The 16447-nt window shown below is 68.6% G+C and carries 19 protein-coding genes; 12 read left to right on the top strand and 7 right to left on the bottom strand.

From position 1 onward, the window contains the following. Window positions 1-153 precede the first annotated feature (153 nt). Window positions 154-1338, top strand: a complete 1185-nt coding sequence (locus tag ASF87_RS06505; RefSeq protein ID WP_056375053.1) for a sensor histidine kinase — start codon at window positions 154-156, stop codon at window positions 1336-1338. After that, entirely contained in the window at window positions 1335-1961 is a 627-nt protein-coding gene (locus tag ASF87_RS06500; protein ID WP_056375050.1) for a response regulator transcription factor, read from the top strand. The genes ASF87_RS06505 and ASF87_RS06500 overlap by 4 nt, the downstream gene beginning before the upstream one ends. Window positions 1962-2001: 40 nt before the next feature. Here the strand turns inward: ASF87_RS06500 and ASF87_RS06495 are convergent, their stop codons facing one another. Both ASF87_RS06495 and ASF87_RS06490 read right to left on the bottom strand, forming a co-directional pair. Further along, window positions 2002-2538: an MOSC domain-containing protein gene (locus ASF87_RS06495; RefSeq protein ID WP_056375049.1), complete on the bottom strand. Its 537-nt coding sequence runs from the start codon at window positions 2536-2538 to the stop codon at window positions 2002-2004. Between the two features lie 182 nt (window positions 2539-2720). After that, window positions 2721-3446, bottom strand: a complete 726-nt coding sequence (locus ASF87_RS06490; RefSeq protein ID WP_056375047.1) for an SDR family oxidoreductase — start codon at window positions 3444-3446, stop codon at window positions 2721-2723. Window positions 3447-3562: 116 nt separating this feature from the next. Here ASF87_RS06490 and ASF87_RS06485 point away from each other — a divergent pair, with 116 nt between their 5' ends. After that, complete coding sequence (locus ASF87_RS06485; RefSeq protein ID WP_056375044.1) at window positions 3563-3988, top strand: MerR family transcriptional regulator; 426 nt, start codon at window positions 3563-3565, stop codon at window positions 3986-3988. 50 nt (window positions 3989-4038) lie between these two features. Here the strand turns inward: ASF87_RS06485 and ASF87_RS06480 are convergent, their stop codons facing one another. Beyond that, window positions 4039-5016 carry a LacI family DNA-binding transcriptional regulator gene (locus ASF87_RS06480; protein WP_056375043.1) on the bottom strand — a complete coding sequence of 326 codons (978 nt, stop codon included), beginning with the start codon at window positions 5014-5016 and terminating at the stop codon, window positions 4039-4041. Window positions 5017-5167: 151 nt separating this feature from the next. Between ASF87_RS06480 and ASF87_RS06475 the strand changes: the two genes are divergently transcribed. The 7 genes from ASF87_RS06475 (at window position 5168) to ASF87_RS06445 (ending at window position 12856) form a co-directional block, all read left to right on the top strand. Further along, window positions 5168-6697 carry a mannitol dehydrogenase family protein gene (locus ASF87_RS06475; RefSeq protein ID WP_235558886.1) on the top strand — a complete coding sequence of 510 codons (1530 nt, stop codon included), beginning with the start codon at window positions 5168-5170 and terminating at the stop codon, window positions 6695-6697. Next, a complete protein-coding gene (locus tag ASF87_RS06470; RefSeq protein ID WP_056375041.1) occupies window positions 6694-7698 on the top strand; it encodes an L-idonate 5-dehydrogenase in 1005 nt (334 codons plus the stop codon). Before ASF87_RS06475 ends, ASF87_RS06470 begins: the two co-directional genes overlap by 4 nt. 48 nt (window positions 7699-7746) lie before the next feature. After that, on the top strand, window positions 7747-9138 hold the full coding sequence (locus tag ASF87_RS06465; RefSeq protein WP_042540985.1) for an MFS transporter: 1392 nt from the start codon (window positions 7747-7749) through the stop codon (window positions 9136-9138). Window positions 9139-9219: 81 nt separating this feature from the next. Beyond that, window positions 9220-10446, top strand: coding sequence for a D-mannonate dehydratase ManD (gene manD, locus ASF87_RS06460; RefSeq protein WP_042540987.1), 1227 nt, complete (start codon window positions 9220-9222; stop codon window positions 10444-10446). Continuing rightward, window positions 10436-11104 (top strand): bifunctional 4-hydroxy-2-oxoglutarate aldolase/2-dehydro-3-deoxy-phosphogluconate aldolase, encoded by a 669-nt coding sequence (locus tag ASF87_RS06455; protein ID WP_235558885.1) that lies wholly within the window; start codon window positions 10436-10438, stop codon window positions 11102-11104. The genes manD and ASF87_RS06455 overlap by 11 nt, the downstream gene beginning before the upstream one ends. Next, window positions 11101-12054 carry a sugar kinase gene (locus ASF87_RS06450; protein ID WP_056376372.1) on the top strand — a complete coding sequence of 318 codons (954 nt, stop codon included), beginning with the start codon at window positions 11101-11103 and terminating at the stop codon, window positions 12052-12054. The genes ASF87_RS06455 and ASF87_RS06450 overlap by 4 nt, the downstream gene beginning before the upstream one ends. A gap of 40 nt (window positions 12055-12094) precedes the next feature. Then, window positions 12095-12856 (top strand): Pr6Pr family membrane protein, encoded by a 762-nt coding sequence (locus tag ASF87_RS06445; RefSeq protein WP_056375035.1) that lies wholly within the window; start codon window positions 12095-12097, stop codon window positions 12854-12856. A gap of 180 nt (window positions 12857-13036) precedes the next feature. Here the strand turns inward: ASF87_RS06445 and arr are convergent, their stop codons facing one another. The 4 genes from arr to ASF87_RS06425 form a co-directional block, all read right to left on the bottom strand. Beyond that, a complete protein-coding gene (arr, locus tag ASF87_RS06440) occupies window positions 13037-13447 on the bottom strand; it encodes an NAD(+)--rifampin ADP-ribosyltransferase (RefSeq protein WP_056376371.1) in 411 nt (136 codons plus the stop codon). A 271-nt stretch (window positions 13448-13718) separates the two neighbouring features. Then, on the bottom strand, window positions 13719-13940 hold the full coding sequence (locus ASF87_RS06435; RefSeq protein ID WP_056375032.1) for a hypothetical protein: 222 nt from the start codon (window positions 13938-13940) through the stop codon (window positions 13719-13721). A 29-nt stretch (window positions 13941-13969) separates the two neighbouring features. Continuing rightward, window positions 13970-14206, bottom strand: coding sequence for a hypothetical protein (locus tag ASF87_RS06430; protein WP_056375030.1), 237 nt, complete (start codon window positions 14204-14206; stop codon window positions 13970-13972). A gap of 113 nt (window positions 14207-14319) precedes the next feature. Beyond that, on the bottom strand, window positions 14320-14892 hold the full coding sequence (locus ASF87_RS06425) for a TetR/AcrR family transcriptional regulator C-terminal domain-containing protein (RefSeq protein ID WP_082508776.1): 573 nt from the start codon (window positions 14890-14892) through the stop codon (window positions 14320-14322). A 52-nt stretch (window positions 14893-14944) separates the two neighbouring features. On the opposite strand from ASF87_RS06425, the gene ASF87_RS06420 reads away from it, so the two are divergent. Both ASF87_RS06420 and ASF87_RS06415 read left to right on the top strand, forming a co-directional pair. Then, complete coding sequence (locus tag ASF87_RS06420; RefSeq protein WP_056375025.1) at window positions 14945-15265, top strand: DUF952 domain-containing protein; 321 nt, start codon at window positions 14945-14947, stop codon at window positions 15263-15265. 188 nt (window positions 15266-15453) lie between these two features. Continuing rightward, on the top strand, window positions 15454-16443 hold the full coding sequence (locus ASF87_RS06415) for an aldo/keto reductase (protein ID WP_056375023.1): 990 nt from the start codon (window positions 15454-15456) through the stop codon (window positions 16441-16443). Window positions 16444-16447 lie beyond the last annotated feature (4 nt).

Raw genomic sequence — 16447 nt, 5'->3', positions numbered from 1 at the left:
TTCCTGTCTCCGGTGCGGCGACCATTCCACTCTCGTCGTCGGCGCCGTCACGGTCATCGGCCGCCGGGACGGGCTTTTGCGCCCAGGATGAGTACGCCTCGATCGTCCTTTCGGACGATGCCGCGCTCGGTGCGGCGGCGTAGAGTTCGATCCATGGCGCATACCGCTCTGACCCCGGTGTTCGTGGGTCTGCGGACCGGCCTCCACGTCCTCTTCTTCGCCCTGACGGGGGTCGTCATCGCCCGCGCCGTGCTCGACCCGTCGGATTCGAGCGCCGCCGCGATCGTGCTGGCACTGATCGTCGGCGTGACGTACGCCTCGGGTGTGCTGCTCGCCCGCCTCTCCCATGGTCGACGACCCGTGTCACTCGTCTGGTTGGCGCTGCTCTCCCTGGAGTGGCTGGGCCTGCTCTGGCTGAGTGCCGATGCCGCCTATCTCGTCTTCCCACTGTTCTTCCTGTTCCTCCACCTGCTGGGACGCTGGGCGGGATCGGCCGCGATCCTCGTGTCGACGATCGTCGCGGTGTACGCCCTCGGCATTCACGGCGGGTGGAGCGTCGGCGGCGTGGTCGGCCCGTTCGTCGGTGCCGGCGTCGCACTCCTGATCGGCCTCGGCTACCAGGCTCTGGCGAAGGAGGCCCAGCAACGCGAAGCGCTGGTCAGTGAGCTGCTCGCGACCCGCGGGCAGCTCGCCGCACGGGAGCATGAATCCGGCGTCCTCGCAGAGCGCGCCCGCCTCGCCCGTGAGATCCACGACACGCTCGCGCAGGGACTCTCCAGCATCCAGATGCTGCTGCATGCCGCAGAGCGCGCCGACGACGCGCGCCCGGGCATCGAGCACATCAGGCTCGCCCGCGAGACGGCTGCCGCCAACCTCGTCGAGGCGCGGCGGTTCATCCGCGAGCTGACGCCTCCCCAGCTCGACGACCAGACCCTCGGCGGGGCGCTGCGCCGACTGGCCCGCACGCAATGGGCGACGCAGGGACTCGACGTGCAGGTGCGGGTGTCCGACACGGTCGTCCTGCCCATGCATCTGCAGACGGCCCTGCTGCGCATCACCCAGGGTGCGATCGCCAATGTCATCCAGCACGCTCACGCGAAGACGGCGACGGTCACGATCGGCATCGAGGACGACCACCTCCACTTCGCCGTCGAAGATGACGGAACCGGGTTCGGTGCGGAGATTCCTGCACCGGGGACCGCCGAGAAGTCGGATTCCTTCGGTCTGCGCGCCACCGCCGAGCGGGTGCAGCAGCTGGGCGGGAGGCTCGAGATCGATGCGGCACCAGGACGGGGAACGACGCTCACCGTCGACCTCCCTCTGACGGAGTTCGCATGATCCGCCTCGTCATCGCCGACGATCACCCCATCGTCCGCGCCGGTCTCATCGCCTTGTTCGGCCTCGAACCGGACCTGGAGGTCGTCGCAGAAGCGTCGACACCCGACGAGGCCGTCGCCTGCGCCGAGCGCGAGAACCCCGACGTGGTGCTGATGGACCTGCAGTTCGGCTCGCAGTCCCAGGCCACGGGCGTGGACGCGACGCGGCGCATCCGTGCGCTCGAGGCTCCGCCCTACGTTCTCGTGCTCACCAACTACGACTCGGATGCCGACATCCTCGGCGCCGTCGAGGCCGGCGCGAGCGGCTACCTGCTGAAAGACGCCCCACCGCATGAGCTGACCGCCGCCGTGCGCGCGGCGGCAGCCGGAGAGAGCGCGCTCGCCCCGGTGATCGCCTCCCGCCTGCTCGGCCGCATGCGCGCGCCCCGCGTCAGCCTCAGCAGTCGCGAGATCGAGGTGCTCGAGCTCGTCGCCGCCGGGCGATCGAACAGCGAGGTGGCAGAACAGCTCTTCGTCAGCGAGACGACGGTGAAGTCGCATCTCGCGCACATCTTCTCGAAGCTCGACGTCAGCTCACGCACCGCCGCGGTCTCGGAGGCCCGCCGGAAGGGCATTCTCCGCTGAGGCCTGGAGCGTCCCGGGAGATCCGGGCCGGATCGAGTGCTCACACGGGAGCGAGTGGTTCACCCACCCCCGCAGGGATCTCCGCCACGACCAGATCGCCGGGCTTCACGACACCGCCGGCGAGCACGACACCCATCACGCCCGCCTTGCGCACCGTGCGACCTTCGGAGTCGGTCCCGACGACCTGCTTCAGCAGACCAGACTCGAAACGATCGATCTGCAGACACGGGTTCCTCAGCCCCGTCACCTCGACCACGGCGTCCGCTCCCAGCCGCAGCAGCGTTCCTCGGGTGAGGGCGAGCAGATCGATCCCCTCGGTGGTGATGTTCTCGCCCAGATCACCCGGAGAGACATCCGCGTCGACCTCATCGAACAGTTCTCGATGGATGAGGTGAACCTGGCCGAGATTGGGCTGCGTGGGGTCGCGTCGAACCCGGGAGAGATGCTGCACCGTTGCGCCGAAATGCGCGTCCCCCTCCACCCCCAGGCCGGCGACGAGGGTGATCGCCTCACGGCGGGGCTTGGTGAAGCGGTGCTCGTCGTCACTGCTGACCGAGACGACGCGGGGGATTGTCATGCCACCAGTCTCCACCTGCGTGCTGTTCCTGCGAAAACCCACGACCCTCGCCCCACGGGCCTCCGCCAGGCCCTCCGGAGACAACTGGCATCACTCGCTGTCGAGGCGACGTCTCACGAGGCAGGGCGCATCATGTTCTCAGCCAGGCGTTCCGCTGATCGTGAGACGACGCAGACGCGGCGTCAGGCGGCTCCGAGCAGTTCCGTCATCTTGGCGTAGAACACAGCGGGGTCCCCCGCGAGCGACGCCTTCACCATCGCGCTCCAGTCGTCGACGATCACCTCGATCGAGCCGGCCACGAGGCCATCGAGCGACTGGCGGACCACGTCGCGGGGATCGATCTTGGGTCCGTCGTAGTTCGCCATGAGATCCGTGTCGGCGGCACCGAGATGCACGCCCTGCACGAGGGTTCCCTGACCTGCGAGCTCCAGCCGAACCCCGTTGGTCATGTTCCACGCCGCGGCCTTCGCCGCGGCATACCCTCCGGCACCAGGGGACGAGAACCACGACAGCGCCGACAGCACGTTCACGACTGCGCCGCCGCCGTTCGCGGAGAGGACGGGGGCGAACTCGCGGATCACGTCGAGGGTGCCCCAGAAGTGGGTGTCCATCTCGCGGCGCAGTTCTGACAGCTCGCCGGTCACCAGGCCGGCACCCGTGGAGATCCCCGCGTTGTTCACGACGACGGTCACGTCCCGAGCCACGCCGGCCGCCGCGACGATCGAGTCGTGGTCGAGCAGATCGAGCCGCAACGGCACCACGCGCCGGTCAGCGAAGTCGAGCGTGTCGGTGCGGCGGGCGGTCGCGTACACGGTCTGGGCGCCGCGTTCGAGCAGTTCGAGCACGAACTGACGGCCGATTCCGCGGTTTGCTCCGGTCACGAGGGCGATCTGGTCGGTGACGTTCATGGGTTCCTTGCTTGGCTGGGATTGTGCGCTCTCCGGCCCGATCGGGCCGACACCACTACGCTAGAACTTGACGTTGACGTCAAGGTCAAGTCCCAGTCACGAACACGGAGGAACGGATGCGGATCGGCGAGGTCGCACGTCAGGCCGGGGTCAGCACGAGGGCGCTCCGCTATTACGAAGAGCAGGGGCTGCTCGCCTCGGAGCGCACGCCCAGCGGACAGCGCGAGTATGCCGCGTCGGCCGTTGAGCGCGTCCGACTCGTTCAGCAGTTCTTCACTGCGGGGGTGCCGAGCCGCACGATCGCGCAGCTGCTGCCCTGCGTCGACACCGGACACGGTTCCCCGGAGGCCTTCGCCCTGCTGGCAGCGGAACGCGATCGCATCACCGGCGCCATCGAGGGGCTCACCGCCGCCCGCGATGCCCTGGACCTCATCATCGACATCGCCCACAACCCCACGCCGGAGCACTGCCCGGCCCTCCGGCACCCAGCCTGGGAACCACACGTCACCATCGAGGCGGCGGCCGCGCCCGAGCGGGTCTGAGCTCGCGTCCGATACGACTGTGGCTGCTCTGAACAGCCCGCTGAAGGGCCTCAGAGACCAGGGATGACGGCGGAAGGAGCCGCGGTCGACGCGCGCACGATCAGCTGCGACCCGAGCGTCACGACGTCGTCGATCGCCGTGCCGCTCATCGCCTGCAGCAGCAGATCCACGGCGAGCGCACCGCTGCGTTCGATCGGCATCCGCACCGTGGTGAGCGCTGGCGTGACCGCGCCGGCCAGGTCGATGTCGTCGATGCCCACGATGCTGATGTCGGCGGGGCAGCGCTTGCCGAGCTCGAGCAGTCCTGCCTCGAGTCCGAGGGCGACGAGGTCGTTGTAGGCGATCACGGCCGTGGCGCCGCTCGCTGCGGCCGGGGCGGCGGCCGCTCGGCCACCCTGGATGGATGCGGCGTGGTGACTGAGGCCGGTGAGACGGATGCCGTGGCGCTCGCACGCGCGGGCCACGGTGTCGGCGCGACGCACATCGGCCCACGACCCTCGAGGACCCGCGGCGTAGGCGATGTGCGTGTGGCCGAGCGCCGCGAGGTGCTCGATCGCCTGCGCCGGCCCATGCTCGGTGTCCATCAGCACGCAGGGGGCGCCGTCGATCTGGCGGTTCACCACGACGTAGGGGGTGTCGCCGACCAGCTCGAGCACGTCGGCATCGGGAAGACGAGGGCTGCACAGCAGCATCCCGTCGAGCTTGCGGGCCTGCTCGATCTGCTCTCGCTCGCGGCGCAGGTCTTCGTCGGCGTCGAACAGCACGATGCGGTGGCGGCCGTGCCATGCCTGACCCTGGATCGCCTTGAGCAGCGTCGCGTAGACAGGGTTCGACACGTCGGGCACGACGACCCCGAAAGTGCGGGTCGCGGTGGCTGACTGCGGGGTGGAGTAGCCGAGCTCCCCCGCGGCTTCGAGGACGCGACCGAGGGTGTTCGGCGCGAGACGATCCGGCTCTCCGAACGCGCGGGAGGCGGTCGCGATCGAGACGCCTGCTCGTCGTGCCACGTCTGTCAGCGTCGCTGCCATCTTCACCTCCCGCCCTCGCTGTAATCCTACGATCCTCGACCTCGATGTAAAACAGGTTGACAAGTTTGTACAAACACTGCACACTGATTTGCATGACGATCAAGGCCGATCACCCTCAGCGGTGCGCGGCCCCGAGCGAAGGAGCCACCGCGTGAGCATCCCAGCACCGGCCCTGCGCCGCACGACCTCTGCGACCGCATCCCCCCTGGTCGCCCCGACTGCTGCAGGCATCCTGCACCTCGGACTCGGCAGCTTCCACCGCGCACACCAGGCCGTCTACACCGCAGCAGCACTCCAGTCCGCCGGCGGCGACTGGGGAATCGTTGGCGTCGCATCGCGTTCGCGCTCGATCGTCGACGCGATGCACGCGCAGGACATGCTCTACTCGGTCGCGACCATCAGCCCCGGCAGCACGTCGCTGACCATCCCGGGCGTGCACACCGACGCGTTCGTCGGCGCCGAGCAGCCCGAGCGCGTGATCGCGCAGATCGCCGACCCCGGCATCCGCATCGTGACCCTCACCGTCACCGAGAACGGCTACAGCTACTCCCCCGCGACCCAGCGCCTCGATCTCGACGACGACACGGTGCGCGCCGACCTCCGTGGCGGTGCCGCTCGCTCGACGATCGGCCAGCTCGCCCGCGGCCTGCAGGCCCGTGCCGCTGCCGGCGGCGCACCGATCTCGATCCTCAGCTGCGACAACCTGTCGGCCAACGGCAAGCACACCGAGAAGCTCGTTCGCGAGTTCCTGCACGAGCTGCCGGGCTCGGAGGGCGCAGATGCGCTCGCGTTCCTCGACCGCTCCGTATCGTTCCCCTCCAGCATGGTCGACCGCATCGTGCCCTCGACGACCGCTGAGCTGCGCACCCGCGTCAGCGCCCTGCTCGGCGCCACTGACGACATCCCCGTGCCGGCAGAGCCGTTCACGATGTGGGCGATCGAAGACCGCTTCGCCGGCGGCCGCCCCGCCTGGGAGGCCGGCGGCGCCGTGTTCACCGACGAGGTCGGACGCTACGAGCAGATGAAGGTGCGGCTGCTCAACGGCACGCACTCCCTCATCGCCTACCTCGGCGCACTCAGCGGAGTCGGCACGATCCCCGAGGCGATCGGACTCGACGGCATCGAGAGTGCCGCGCGCGCCGTGCTGCGTGACGAGTACGAACCCTCGATCGAGGTGCCGTCCGGCGTCGACATCCGCGCCTACGAGAGCGAGTTGTTCGAGCGCTGGGCCAACAGCGCCCTGGGCCACCGCACCAGCCAGGTCGGAACCGACGGCTCGGTCAAGCTGCGTCAGCGCATCCCCGAGCCGGCCATGCTCGCCATCCGCAACGGCGGGATGCCGCACCTGATCGCCCTGACTGTCGCCGGCTACCTGTCGTGCCTCGCTCCCCTGCCGGGCTTCGACCCCGGCCCGCACGCCGCCGCGATGACCGACGGCGCCCGCGAACGCCTCGCAGGATACGCGGCGAGCGCTCGCGACGGACGCGAGCTCGCGCAGCGCGTGATCGGCGAACTGCACCTGTTCGGTGATGAACTCGGATCTCAGGATGCGTTCATCACCCGCGTCGGCGAGCTCGTCGACACCATCCAGCGACGCGGCGTCGATGCCGCGATCGCCGATGCCGTCTCGGCATCCCAGACCACATCATCACTCACCGGCGCAGAGGAGATGCAGCCATGAAGGCTCTCGCCATCCACGGCAAAGAAGACATCCGCTGGGAGGACCGCGAGGTTCCCACCCCCGGCGACGCCGAGGTGCGCCTCCGCGTGAACTACGTGGGCATCTGCGGATCCGACCTGCACTACTACTTCCACGGCGCCAACGGCGAGTACACGATCCAGGAGCCACTGACCCCCGGTCACGAGCTCTCGGGTGTCGTCGACCTCGATCCGTCAGGTCGCCTCGCACCGGGAACCCCCGTCACCGTGCACCCCGCGCGCTACGGCCCCGAGGTGCCCGGTCTCGAGGACCGCCCGCACCTGCGCCCCGGCGGTGACTACTTCGGCAGCGCCGCGGCGAACCCGCACCGTCAGGGCGGAGCATCCGAGCTGCTGATCGTCGAAGAGCAGATGATCCGCGTGCTTCCGGCTTCGCTTCCCCTCGAGCGCGCCGCCCTCGCCGAGCCTCTGGCCGTCGCGATCCACGCCGTGAACCTCGCCGGCGACATCGCAGGCAAGCGCGTGCTCGTGATCGGCGCAGGGCCCATCGGCCTCCTCGTCGTGGCCGCCGCCGTCAACGCGGGAGCATCGGTCGTCGGCGCCAGCGATGTGCGCGAAGAGCCCCTCGAGCGGGCGAAGAACCTCGGCGCGACCGAGGTCTCGCTCGTCGGCCGCGACACGATCGACAACGAGTCCTACGACGTGGTCTTCGAGTGCTCCGGCGTCGGAGTCGCGCTCACGCAGGCCGTCCGCGCCGCCCGCCGTACCGGCACCATCGTGCAGGTCGGGATGCTCCCGAACGCCGACATCGGAGTGAACCTCGCCCCGATGCTCGCGAAGGAGCTGACCATCCGCGGCGCCTTCCGCTTCTCCACCGAGATCGACGACGCGGTCGCCCTGCTGGCCGTGTCCGACGCCCTCGACTCCGTCATCTCTCACGTCCTCCCGGCATCCGACGCCGTCCAGGCCTTCGAGCTCGCCCGCGACTCGTCCGCTTCGGCGAAGGTCCTGCTCTCCCTCTAGCGACACCCCGCCCGACCCCCCTGTTCCTGGTCCGAAGGAGTACCTCCCATGTCAGAACCGCAGACGACGGCCACGGCCGTCGACCCCGCCGAGAAGAGGTCGGTCAAAGACCTCGTCCGCGCCGCCATCTCCGGATGGCTCGGCACGGCGCTCGAGTTCATGGACTACCAGCTCTACTCGCTGGCCGCCGCGCTCGTCTTCGCCGACCTGTTCTTCTCCTCCGAGAACCCGGCAGTCGCCGTGGTCGCCGCGATGGCCACCTACGGGGTCGGCTACGTCGCCCGCCCGGTCGGTGCGTTCTTCTTCGCTCGTCTCGGTGACAAGACCGGCCGCACGAAGGTGCTGTTCTACACGATCCTCCTGATGGGTCTCGCGACCACCCTGATCGGCTTCCTGCCGACCTACAACCAGGTGGGCGTCCTCGCACCGATCCTCCTCGTGCTGCTGCGCATCGCGCAGGGCTTCGGCGCGGGAGCCGAGATCTCCGGCGCCGGCGTCATGCTCGCCGAGTACGCACCGGCCAAGCGCCGCGGCATCATCGCCTCGCTCGTCGCCCTCGGCACCAACTGCGGCACGCTGCTCGCCTCGGGCATCTGGGCCATCCTCCTCGTCGCCTACAGCGAAGACGAGGTCATCGCCTGGGCATGGCGCATCCCCTTCATCGCCAGCGCGGTCATCATGCTCTTCGCGATCTGGGTGCGCTTCAACCTCAAGGAGACCCCGGTCTTCGAGGAGCGCGACGACGTCGTCGACGGCAAGGCGCTCTCCCGCGACGAGGTCGTGAAGCTCGCCACCGAGACCAACGACATCCGCACTCTCGAGGCGCTGCAGCGCAAGCCGTGGAAGGCGTTCTCGATCGCGCTCCTGCTGCGCTTCGGCCAGGCCGGCAACTCCGGCATGATCCAGACGTACCTGATCAGCTACATCACCGTCGTGCTGCTGCTCGACCGCTCGATCGGCGTCAACGCCGTGATCGTGTCGTCACTCGTCGCCTTCATCACCGTTCCGCTGTCCGGTTGGCTCGGCGATCGCTTCGGCCGCAAGCGCATGTACATGGTCTGGTCGATCGTCGCGCTCATCGTCATCGTCCCGACGATCCTCATGATCAGCAGCAAGGACACCGTGCAGGTCTTCGTCGGCTATGTCGTGCTGCACAACCTCGCGGTGATGAGCTTCGCATCGCTCGAGAACCTCACGCTGCCCGAGCTCTTCGGCTCCCGCAACCGCTACACCTTCACCGCCATGGCACGAGAGATCGCCGCCATCGTCGCGACCGGTGCGGGCCCCGTCATCGCCGCCGCATGGGTGTCGGCCGTCACCGGCTCGTTCATCCCGATCATCATCATGCTGTTCATCTTCACCCTGAGCGCGCTCGTCGCATCGATCTGGATGCCCGAGGTCGCCGGTCGCGATCTGACGGACCCCCGCGACGCGATCTGACCGAACCGCTCATCACGACCCGGGGTGCGGGCGCCCGAACGCCCGCACCCCCACTTCGACCCGCTTCTTCAGGAGAACGACATGACCATCGAGATCGTCGACGTCAACATCACCAGCCCCGGACGCAACTTCGTCACGCTCAAGATCACGACCTCCGACGGCATCGTCGGCCTGGGTGACGCCACGCTCAACGGACGCGAGCTCGCCGTCGCCTCGTATCTCTCCGAGCACGTCGCCTCGATGCTCATCGGCCGCGACGAGGACCGCATCGAAGACACCTGGCAGTACCTCTACCGCGGCCCGTACTGGCGTCGCGGCCCGGTGACCATGGCGGCGATCGCCGCGGTCGACATGGCGCTGTGGGACATCAAGGCCAAGAAGGCCGGGATGCCGTTGTACCAGCTGCTCGGCGGCGCCAGCCGCGAGGGAGTCCGCGTCTACGCCCACGCTTCGGGCACCGACTACGCCGCACTCAAGAACGCGATCACCGGCTACGAGGAGCTCGGCTACACCGCGGTGCGCGTACAGACCGGTGTGCCCGGCCTCGGCCAGATCTACGGCGTCTCGTCGACGGGCCCCGGCGTGCGCTACGACTACGAGCCCGCCAAGCGCTCGGGCGACCGCCCCAGCGAAGAGACGTGGGACACCCGCAACTACCTCAACCACATGCCGGGGATCTTCTCGCAGATCCGCGAGGATTTCGGCACCGACCTGCGCATCCTGCACGACGGACACCACCGGATGTCGCCGATCGAGGCCGCGCGCTTCGCGAAGGACATCGAGCCCTACGACCTGTTCTGGCTCGAGGACTGCACGCCCGGCGAAGACCAGACCGCGCTGCGCCTCGTGCGCCAGCACTCGACGACGCCGCTCGCGATCGGCGAGGTCTTCAACTCGGTCTTCGACTACCAGACCCTCATCACCGAGCGTCTGATCGACTACGTGCGCTCTGCCGTCACCCACACCGGTGGCATCACCGCCATGAAGAAGCTGCTCGACTTCGCCGCGATCTACGGCATCAAGTCGGGCATCCACGGTCCGACCGACATCTCTCCCGTCGGCATGGCCGCCGCCCTGCACCTCGACCTCGCGATCCACAACTTCGGCATCCAGGAGTACATGCCGCACAACGAGCAGACGCTCGAGGTGTTCCAGACCTCCTTCACGTTCGACAAGGGCTTCCTGCACCCCGGCGACAAGCCCGGACTCGGTGTCGACCTCGACGAGGATGCCGCGGCCGGCCACGACTACACGAAGGCCTACCTGCCGGTGAACCGTCTGCTCGACGGGACCGTCCATGACTGGTGAGGCCATGACCGGTGAGCCGCGCCGGGTCGCGCTGCCGCAGCGCACGGTCGACTCGCGCCTGATCGTCGTCGCCCGTGCGAAGCGGGCGGAGGACTACGACGCCGTGCTCGACGTGCTCGTAGACGCCGGCATCCGCAGTGTCGAGCTCACGCTCACGACTCCCGGCACCTTCGAGCACTTCCCCCAGCTGCTCGCGCGGTTCGACGACACGGTCGACCTCGGAATCGGCACCGTCACCAACACCGATGACCTGGCGCGGGCGATCGAGGTGGGCGCCGCCTACATCATCACCCCGATCACGTCGACCGACTTCGTCACCCAGGCGACGGATGCCGGTGTGCCGATCGTCCCTGGCGGACTCACGCCGACCGAGCTGTTCGCCTCGTGGTCTGCGGGTGCGTCTGCGGTCAAGGTGTTCCCCGCGGGTCAGGTCGGCCCCGCATATCTCAAGGACCTGCGTGGGCCTTTCCCCGACCTCGTCGCGGTGCCTTCCGGCGGAGTCGACCTCGCGGGTGCTGAGGCCTGGCTGCGAGCCGGTGCGGTCGCGGTGAGCGTGGGCGGTCCCCTGCTCGGCGATACGTTCAGCGGTGGCGATCTCGCCGCGCTGCGCGAGCGCGCGGCCGCCTTCGTCGAGGTGTGCGCGCGGGACTCCGCGTGACCTCGCCGTCTGTCGTCACCCTCGGCGAGACCATGGCGCTCGTGCGCACGACCGAGATCGGCTCGATGCGGCACGCGAACTCCCTGGCGTTCGGCATCGGCGGCGCCGAGAGCAACGTCGCGATCGGCCTCGCCCGGCTCGGCATCCCGACGTCGTGGCTCGGACGCGTGGGCGACGACTCCCTCGGTGAGCGCGTCGCGCGGGAGATCCGCGGCGACGGCGTCGACGTGCGAGCGATCGTCGACGCGGATGCCGCGACCGGCCTCATGGTGAAGGAGCGCCCGTCTGCGGCATCCACCGCCGTGCACTACTACCGCGCGGGGTCGGCCGGATCCAGGCTGCGGCCGGAGGATCTGCCGGACGGATGGGTCGAACGCGCCTCCCTGCTGCACATCACCGGCATCACTCCCCTGCTGTCCGACACGGCCGAGGCCGCCGTGCACCTCGCGATCGACCGGGCGCGTGCAGCCGGGACCAGGGTGAGCTTCGACATCAACTACCGCTCGGCGCTCGCCTCCCCCGCGGTCGCGGGCCGGGCACTGCGCGACATCGCCGAGCGTTCCGATGTCGTCTTCGGCGGCGTCGAGGAGTTCGCCATCCTGTATCCCGGGATCTCGGTGGCGGATGCGGCGGCACGACTGAACGATGCCGGGTGCGCGACGACCGTGCTCAAGCAGGGTCCCGACGGCGCCTCGGTCTTCACGGCCGGATCCGTGGTCGGCGCGCCGGGATTCGCGATCGACCCGGTCGACACCGTGGGTGCGGGCGACGCCTTCGTCGCCGGCTATCTCAGCGCTCTGCTCGACGGCCAGGATCTCGAGGCCGTGCTGCGGCGAGCGAACGCCTGCGGCGCGATGGCGTGCCTGGTTCCCGGTGACTGGGAGGCCGCTCCGACCCTGCGCGATCTCGAGCGGTTCGTCGACGGCGATTCCGACCCGGTGCGGCGTTGATTCGGCGTTGAAGCAGCCCGAGAACGCGTAGCCTCGAAGGATGTCCAAAGCCGTCATTTCTCTGTCCACGGCTTCCGGCCCACCCGATGCGGAGCCTGCGCGCAGATCGCTCTTCTCGCACGCTGCGGTGAACTCCCGACCGGTCGCGCTCGTCTACCGACTCCTGGCGCTGGCGGTCATCCTCACCGGGGTCATCCGGCACGCCAACCTCCTGACCGGCGACCCGTCGTGGACGACCGTGCTGTTCTACACGATGGTCAGCAATCTGCTCTGTCTCGCCTGGGTGCTGTTCCTCATCGTCCGGACCATCCGAGACCTGCGTCAGAGCGGCCCGTTCGGCACCTCGACGCCCAGTGCCAGGGGCAGCGGAGCGGTGATGTTCGCGATCACCGTCACGATGCTCATCTATCTGATCGTGCTCGTGCCCACGCGGTTCGCCGACGGCGACGCCGAGATCTTCTCGCTCACCGACAACCTGATCCACATCATCACGCCGGTGCTGGTGATCGTCGACTGGCTGCTCTTCGTGCCGAAGGGATCGTTCCGGTGGGTCGACCCGCTGCTGTGGACGCTCGTCCCCTACGCGTATCTGACGTGGGCGTTCGCCTACGGAGCGCTCGGCGGAGAGTTCACGCCCGGCCAGACGTATCCGTACCCCTTCATGGACGTCGACGCGCTCGGTCTCGGCGGCGTCGCCCAGTGGATCATCGCCCTGACGATCGCCCTCATCGCTGTCGGCTTCGTGTTCGTCATCATCGACCGCGCGCTCGGCTCACTCGCCCGACGGGTCGCACGGCGCTGATCCGGTCTCCCTCCTGACGGTTCCGGTCCCATCCGACGCTTCCGGTCCCTTCACGGGGCCCGTTCCCCTCGCGGGAGACCCCTGGCCCATTTGCAGGAGCGACGCACGGATGCAGGACCGAACTTGACCTTCTGTCCCGCATCCGTGCTCGGGTCCTGCAGATGTGTGCTCGCCGCCGAGTCAGTTGATGATCTCGGCGCGATCGTCGGCGTGAAGGGCGGCGAGCCTCTCCCGCCAGGTGGCGAGCGCCTCCGGTGAGAGACGGGTCCAGTCGAGCACTTCGCGCACGACCCTCAACGGCGCACTGCTGCGATAGGAGCGGGTCGGATTGCCTGGGAACTTCTTGTCTGTCACATTCGGGTCGTTCTCGAAGTCGCCGGTCGGCTCGACCTCGTACACGCGCGGCTCGCGATCACCCGGCGCGAGCTCGGCGGCGAGACCCGCGCCATCAGCCACGGCCGTGAAATAGATGTGATTCATCACGATCTCGGGGCGGTAGTTCGACGCGAACCCCGCCGTCAGGAGGTCACCCGGGCGCAGATCCGCCTTGGTGCCGTGGAAGAAGGGCCCGTCATCCAGTGCGTCGCTCACCGCCACAGCCTACGACTGCTCCGGATGCCGCGGAAGGGCACTGTACCCGGGGGCCGATCTGCACGTGAGGGGGAGATCCGCGCCCCGGGGAAGGCACTGCGCCTGGGGAGGGCACTGCCTGGGGAGGGCGCGCCGCGCGTGGGGAGGAGACCTGCGCGTGGGGAGGAGACCTGCGCGTGGGGAGGAGACCTGCGCGTGGGGAGGATGAATCCTCGGATTCTCTCCTCCCGAAGCGCAGTCCTCCTCCCGGCGGAGCGCCTGCCTCAGTCCCTCAGTCGCCGGAGCGACGCGTGCCGACACCCGGCTCGTCGTTGTGTACAGACTCGTCCTGCACGGATGACTCCGAGGACGGATCGACCCGCACCGGACCCGACCCTCCGGAGTCCGCGCCGGCGTTGCCCGCGGGAATCTCCCCGACCTGGTCAGGGTCGTCGGCATCCCGATCCTCGATGAGCGCCGCGATCCCGTCTTCGGAGGGTTCTGCGCCGCTCACATCCCGGTCGGACTCGTGGCCGCCAGGGGTCACTCGGTGCCGTCCCGCAGGTCCGACGGCGCGTCGCCGCTGTGCTGCAGGCCTTCGTCCTCCGGGGCGAGATCGCCTTGTCCGTCCTCGCCGAGCTCGGCCTCGAGTGGTTCGTCGCCCTGCGTCTCAGGCTGCGAGGTGTCGGTGGGGAACGTCCCATCGGTGAAGTCGTCGACCGGGGGTACCCCCGGCATGTTCGGCGGGAAGCTGTTGGCGAATGCGTCGATGTTCGACATGGTGCCCTCCTCTGATTCGTCCGGATCATCATGATGCGTCCGATCCGCGGCGAGCGCAGGGCGGTTGACAGCTCACCTCGAGACGGGGAGGATTCCGCCCGATCCGGTCAGGATCAGGGTTCGACAGAAAGTCCGAACGAGCGGAGCACCCCATCGACCTGCGCGTCGATCTCAGCCGGAGTCGGGGGCCCGGCGAGGCCGAGCAGCCGACGTCGGTGGAGTTCGCCGAGCAGCGCGGCGAAAAGGAACTCCGCCGTCACCACGGCATCCGCCGGCAGGTGCGACGCGATGAACCCCTGAGCGCGCCCTGGACCCTCGTCATAGAACTCCACGGCGAGAGACGGATGCCGGGCAGCTTCGGCGATGATCGCACGATGGATGCCGATCGCCTCGTCTCCGAGCAGGTGCGCCAGGATGGCTCGGCATGCCGATCGAAGGTCGTCCCCCGCGACCCCCGCCTCGCCGAGATAGGCGTGCTGTCGGAGGATCGCCGCCCGCACGAGGCCGGCGCGGTCGCCGAAGACTCCGTACAGTGTGCGCTTCGCGACATGCGCGTCCGCCGCGACGCGATCGAAGGTCAGCGCCTCGAAGCCCTCATCGCTGAGGAGAGAGACGACGACGTCGACCACTCTCTCGTCTCGAGCGGTCGCCTCACCGGCGGAAGGCCGACCTCGTTTTCCCGTCATAGGATGACTCTAGCAATAAATGCTACGCACTCGTTTCATTAAGGAGTCCACCGTGTCAGACCTGATCCACCACATCGCCATCCAGGACGACTGGGAGATGAGCCGAGGCTTCGGCGAATACGTCGTCTCGACCCGGGGAGTCCATCTCGATGACGCCGGATTCATCCACGCCACGACCGCCGACCGCCTCGGCGCGGTGGTCGCCGCCCGCTTCGGCGACCTCACCCTGCCGCTCCTCGACATCGCGATCCGCCCCGAGGGTCTGGCCGCCGAAGGCATCGCCGTCGAGTGGGTCGATGGCGACGCGCACATCCTCGGCGCACTGCCCATGACGAATGGTGTGGTCGCCTCGGAGACACCGATCGCCCGCTGAACCACGGCGCCGAGCGACAGCGTCGCCGTCAGCTCCCAACATCCGTCTCCAGGTCTGGGCGACGTTTCTCGGTCCGGCGATCGGGTTCGCGCTCGTGCTCGTGCTGTTCGGATCCAGCTGACCGACGAGCCGCACCGCTCCGCACCGTGAGAGCATCGATCGCAGACCATACACGAGGGAGTATTCGGATGCTCGACACAGCAGACAGCGTGAGGCTCGGTCGCTCAGGACTCCGGATCTCCCCGGTGGTTCTCGGATGCATGAGCTTCGGCTCCCCGGATCGCGGCGCGCACGGGTGGTCCCTCGACGAAGAGGCCAGCCGCCCGCTGATCAGGCACGCACTCGAAGCCGGGATCACCACCTTCGACACCGCTGACGTCTACTCCGACGGCACGAGCGAGGAGTTCGTCGGTCGCGCTCTGGCCGACTTCGCGAACCGCGATGAGATCGTGATCGCGACCAAGGTGCACGGGCGCATGGGGCCGGGCGCGAACCAGGCCGGGCTCAGTCGCGCCCACATCCTCTCGGGCATCGACGCGAGCCTGAGGCGCCTCGGCACCGACCACGTCGACCTCTACCAGATCCACCGATGGGATCCGCAGACGCCGATCGAGGAGACGATGCAGGCTCTGCACGACGTCGTCCGCTCCGGCAAGGCGCGATATATCGGTGCGTCGTCGATGTGGGCATGGCAGTTCGCGAAGGCTCAGCACGTTGCGGCGCAGAACGGGTGGACGCCGTTCGTGTCGATGCAGGACCAGTACAACCTGCTGCAGCGCGAAGAGGAGCGCGAGATGCACCCGTTCTGCCTCGATTCCGGAGTCGGGGTACTGCCCTGGTCGCCGCTCGCGCGCGGCAGGCTCACACGCGACTGGGACGAGAAGACGGCACGAACCGCGACGGATGCCTTCGGAGCGACGCTGTATCGCCGCGAAGAGGTGTCGAACCGCGCCATCGTCGAGGCGGTCGCTCGCGTCGCCGAGGCGCGAGGAGTCTCCCGCGCGCAGATCGCTCTCGCATGGGTCGCTCAGCAGAGCGCGGTCACGGCGCCGATCGTCGGCGCGACGAAGGCGGGTCACATCGAGGATGCCGTCGCGGCCGTCAGCATCCATCTCGAACCTGCCGAGCTCGAAGCGCTCACCAGTGCGTATACGCCTCGCGAGCCGGAGGGTTTCTGACCCA

The organism is Microbacterium sp. Leaf161 (assembly GCF_001423645.1).
Classification (GTDB): domain Bacteria; phylum Actinomycetota; class Actinomycetes; order Actinomycetales; family Microbacteriaceae; genus Microbacterium; species Microbacterium forte.
This window is presented reverse-complemented; position numbering and strand designations above follow the sequence as displayed.

What these genes read in the sequence shown, in the direction of transcription:
- ASF87_RS06505 (WP_056375053.1), top strand. Translation starts at nt 154, where the DNA reads ATGGCGCATACCGCTCTGACCCCGGTGTTCGTGGGTCTGCGGACCGGC.
- ASF87_RS06500 (WP_056375050.1), top strand. Translation starts at nt 1,335, where the DNA reads ATGATCCGCCTCGTCATCGCCGACGATCACCCCATCGTCCGCGCCGGT.
- ASF87_RS06495 (WP_056375049.1), bottom strand. Translation starts at nt 2,538, where the DNA reads ATGACAATCCCCCGCGTCGTCTCGGTCAGCAGTGACGACGAGCACCGC.
- ASF87_RS06490 (WP_056375047.1), bottom strand. Translation starts at nt 3,446, where the DNA reads ATGAACGTCACCGACCAGATCGCCCTCGTGACCGGAGCAAACCGCGGA.
- ASF87_RS06485 (WP_056375044.1), top strand. Translation starts at nt 3,563, where the DNA reads ATGCGGATCGGCGAGGTCGCACGTCAGGCCGGGGTCAGCACGAGGGCG.
- ASF87_RS06480 (WP_056375043.1), bottom strand. Translation starts at nt 5,016, where the DNA reads ATGGCAGCGACGCTGACAGACGTGGCACGACGAGCAGGCGTCTCGATC.
- ASF87_RS06470 (WP_056375041.1), top strand. Translation starts at nt 6,694, where the DNA reads ATGAAGGCTCTCGCCATCCACGGCAAAGAAGACATCCGCTGGGAGGAC.
- ASF87_RS06465 (WP_042540985.1), top strand. Translation starts at nt 7,747, where the DNA reads ATGTCAGAACCGCAGACGACGGCCACGGCCGTCGACCCCGCCGAGAAG.
- manD (WP_042540987.1), top strand. Translation starts at nt 9,220, where the DNA reads ATGACCATCGAGATCGTCGACGTCAACATCACCAGCCCCGGACGCAAC.
- ASF87_RS06455 (WP_235558885.1), top strand. Translation starts at nt 10,436, where the DNA reads ATGACTGGTGAGGCCATGACCGGTGAGCCGCGCCGGGTCGCGCTGCCG.
- ASF87_RS06445 (WP_056375035.1), top strand. Translation starts at nt 12,095, where the DNA reads ATGTCCAAAGCCGTCATTTCTCTGTCCACGGCTTCCGGCCCACCCGAT.
- ASF87_RS06430 (WP_056375030.1), bottom strand. Translation starts at nt 14,206, where the DNA reads ATGTCGAACATCGACGCATTCGCCAACAGCTTCCCGCCGAACATGCCG.
- ASF87_RS06425 (WP_082508776.1), bottom strand. Translation starts at nt 14,892, where the DNA reads ATGACGGGAAAACGAGGTCGGCCTTCCGCCGGTGAGGCGACCGCTCGA.
- ASF87_RS06415 (WP_056375023.1), top strand. Translation starts at nt 15,454, where the DNA reads ATGCTCGACACAGCAGACAGCGTGAGGCTCGGTCGCTCAGGACTCCGG.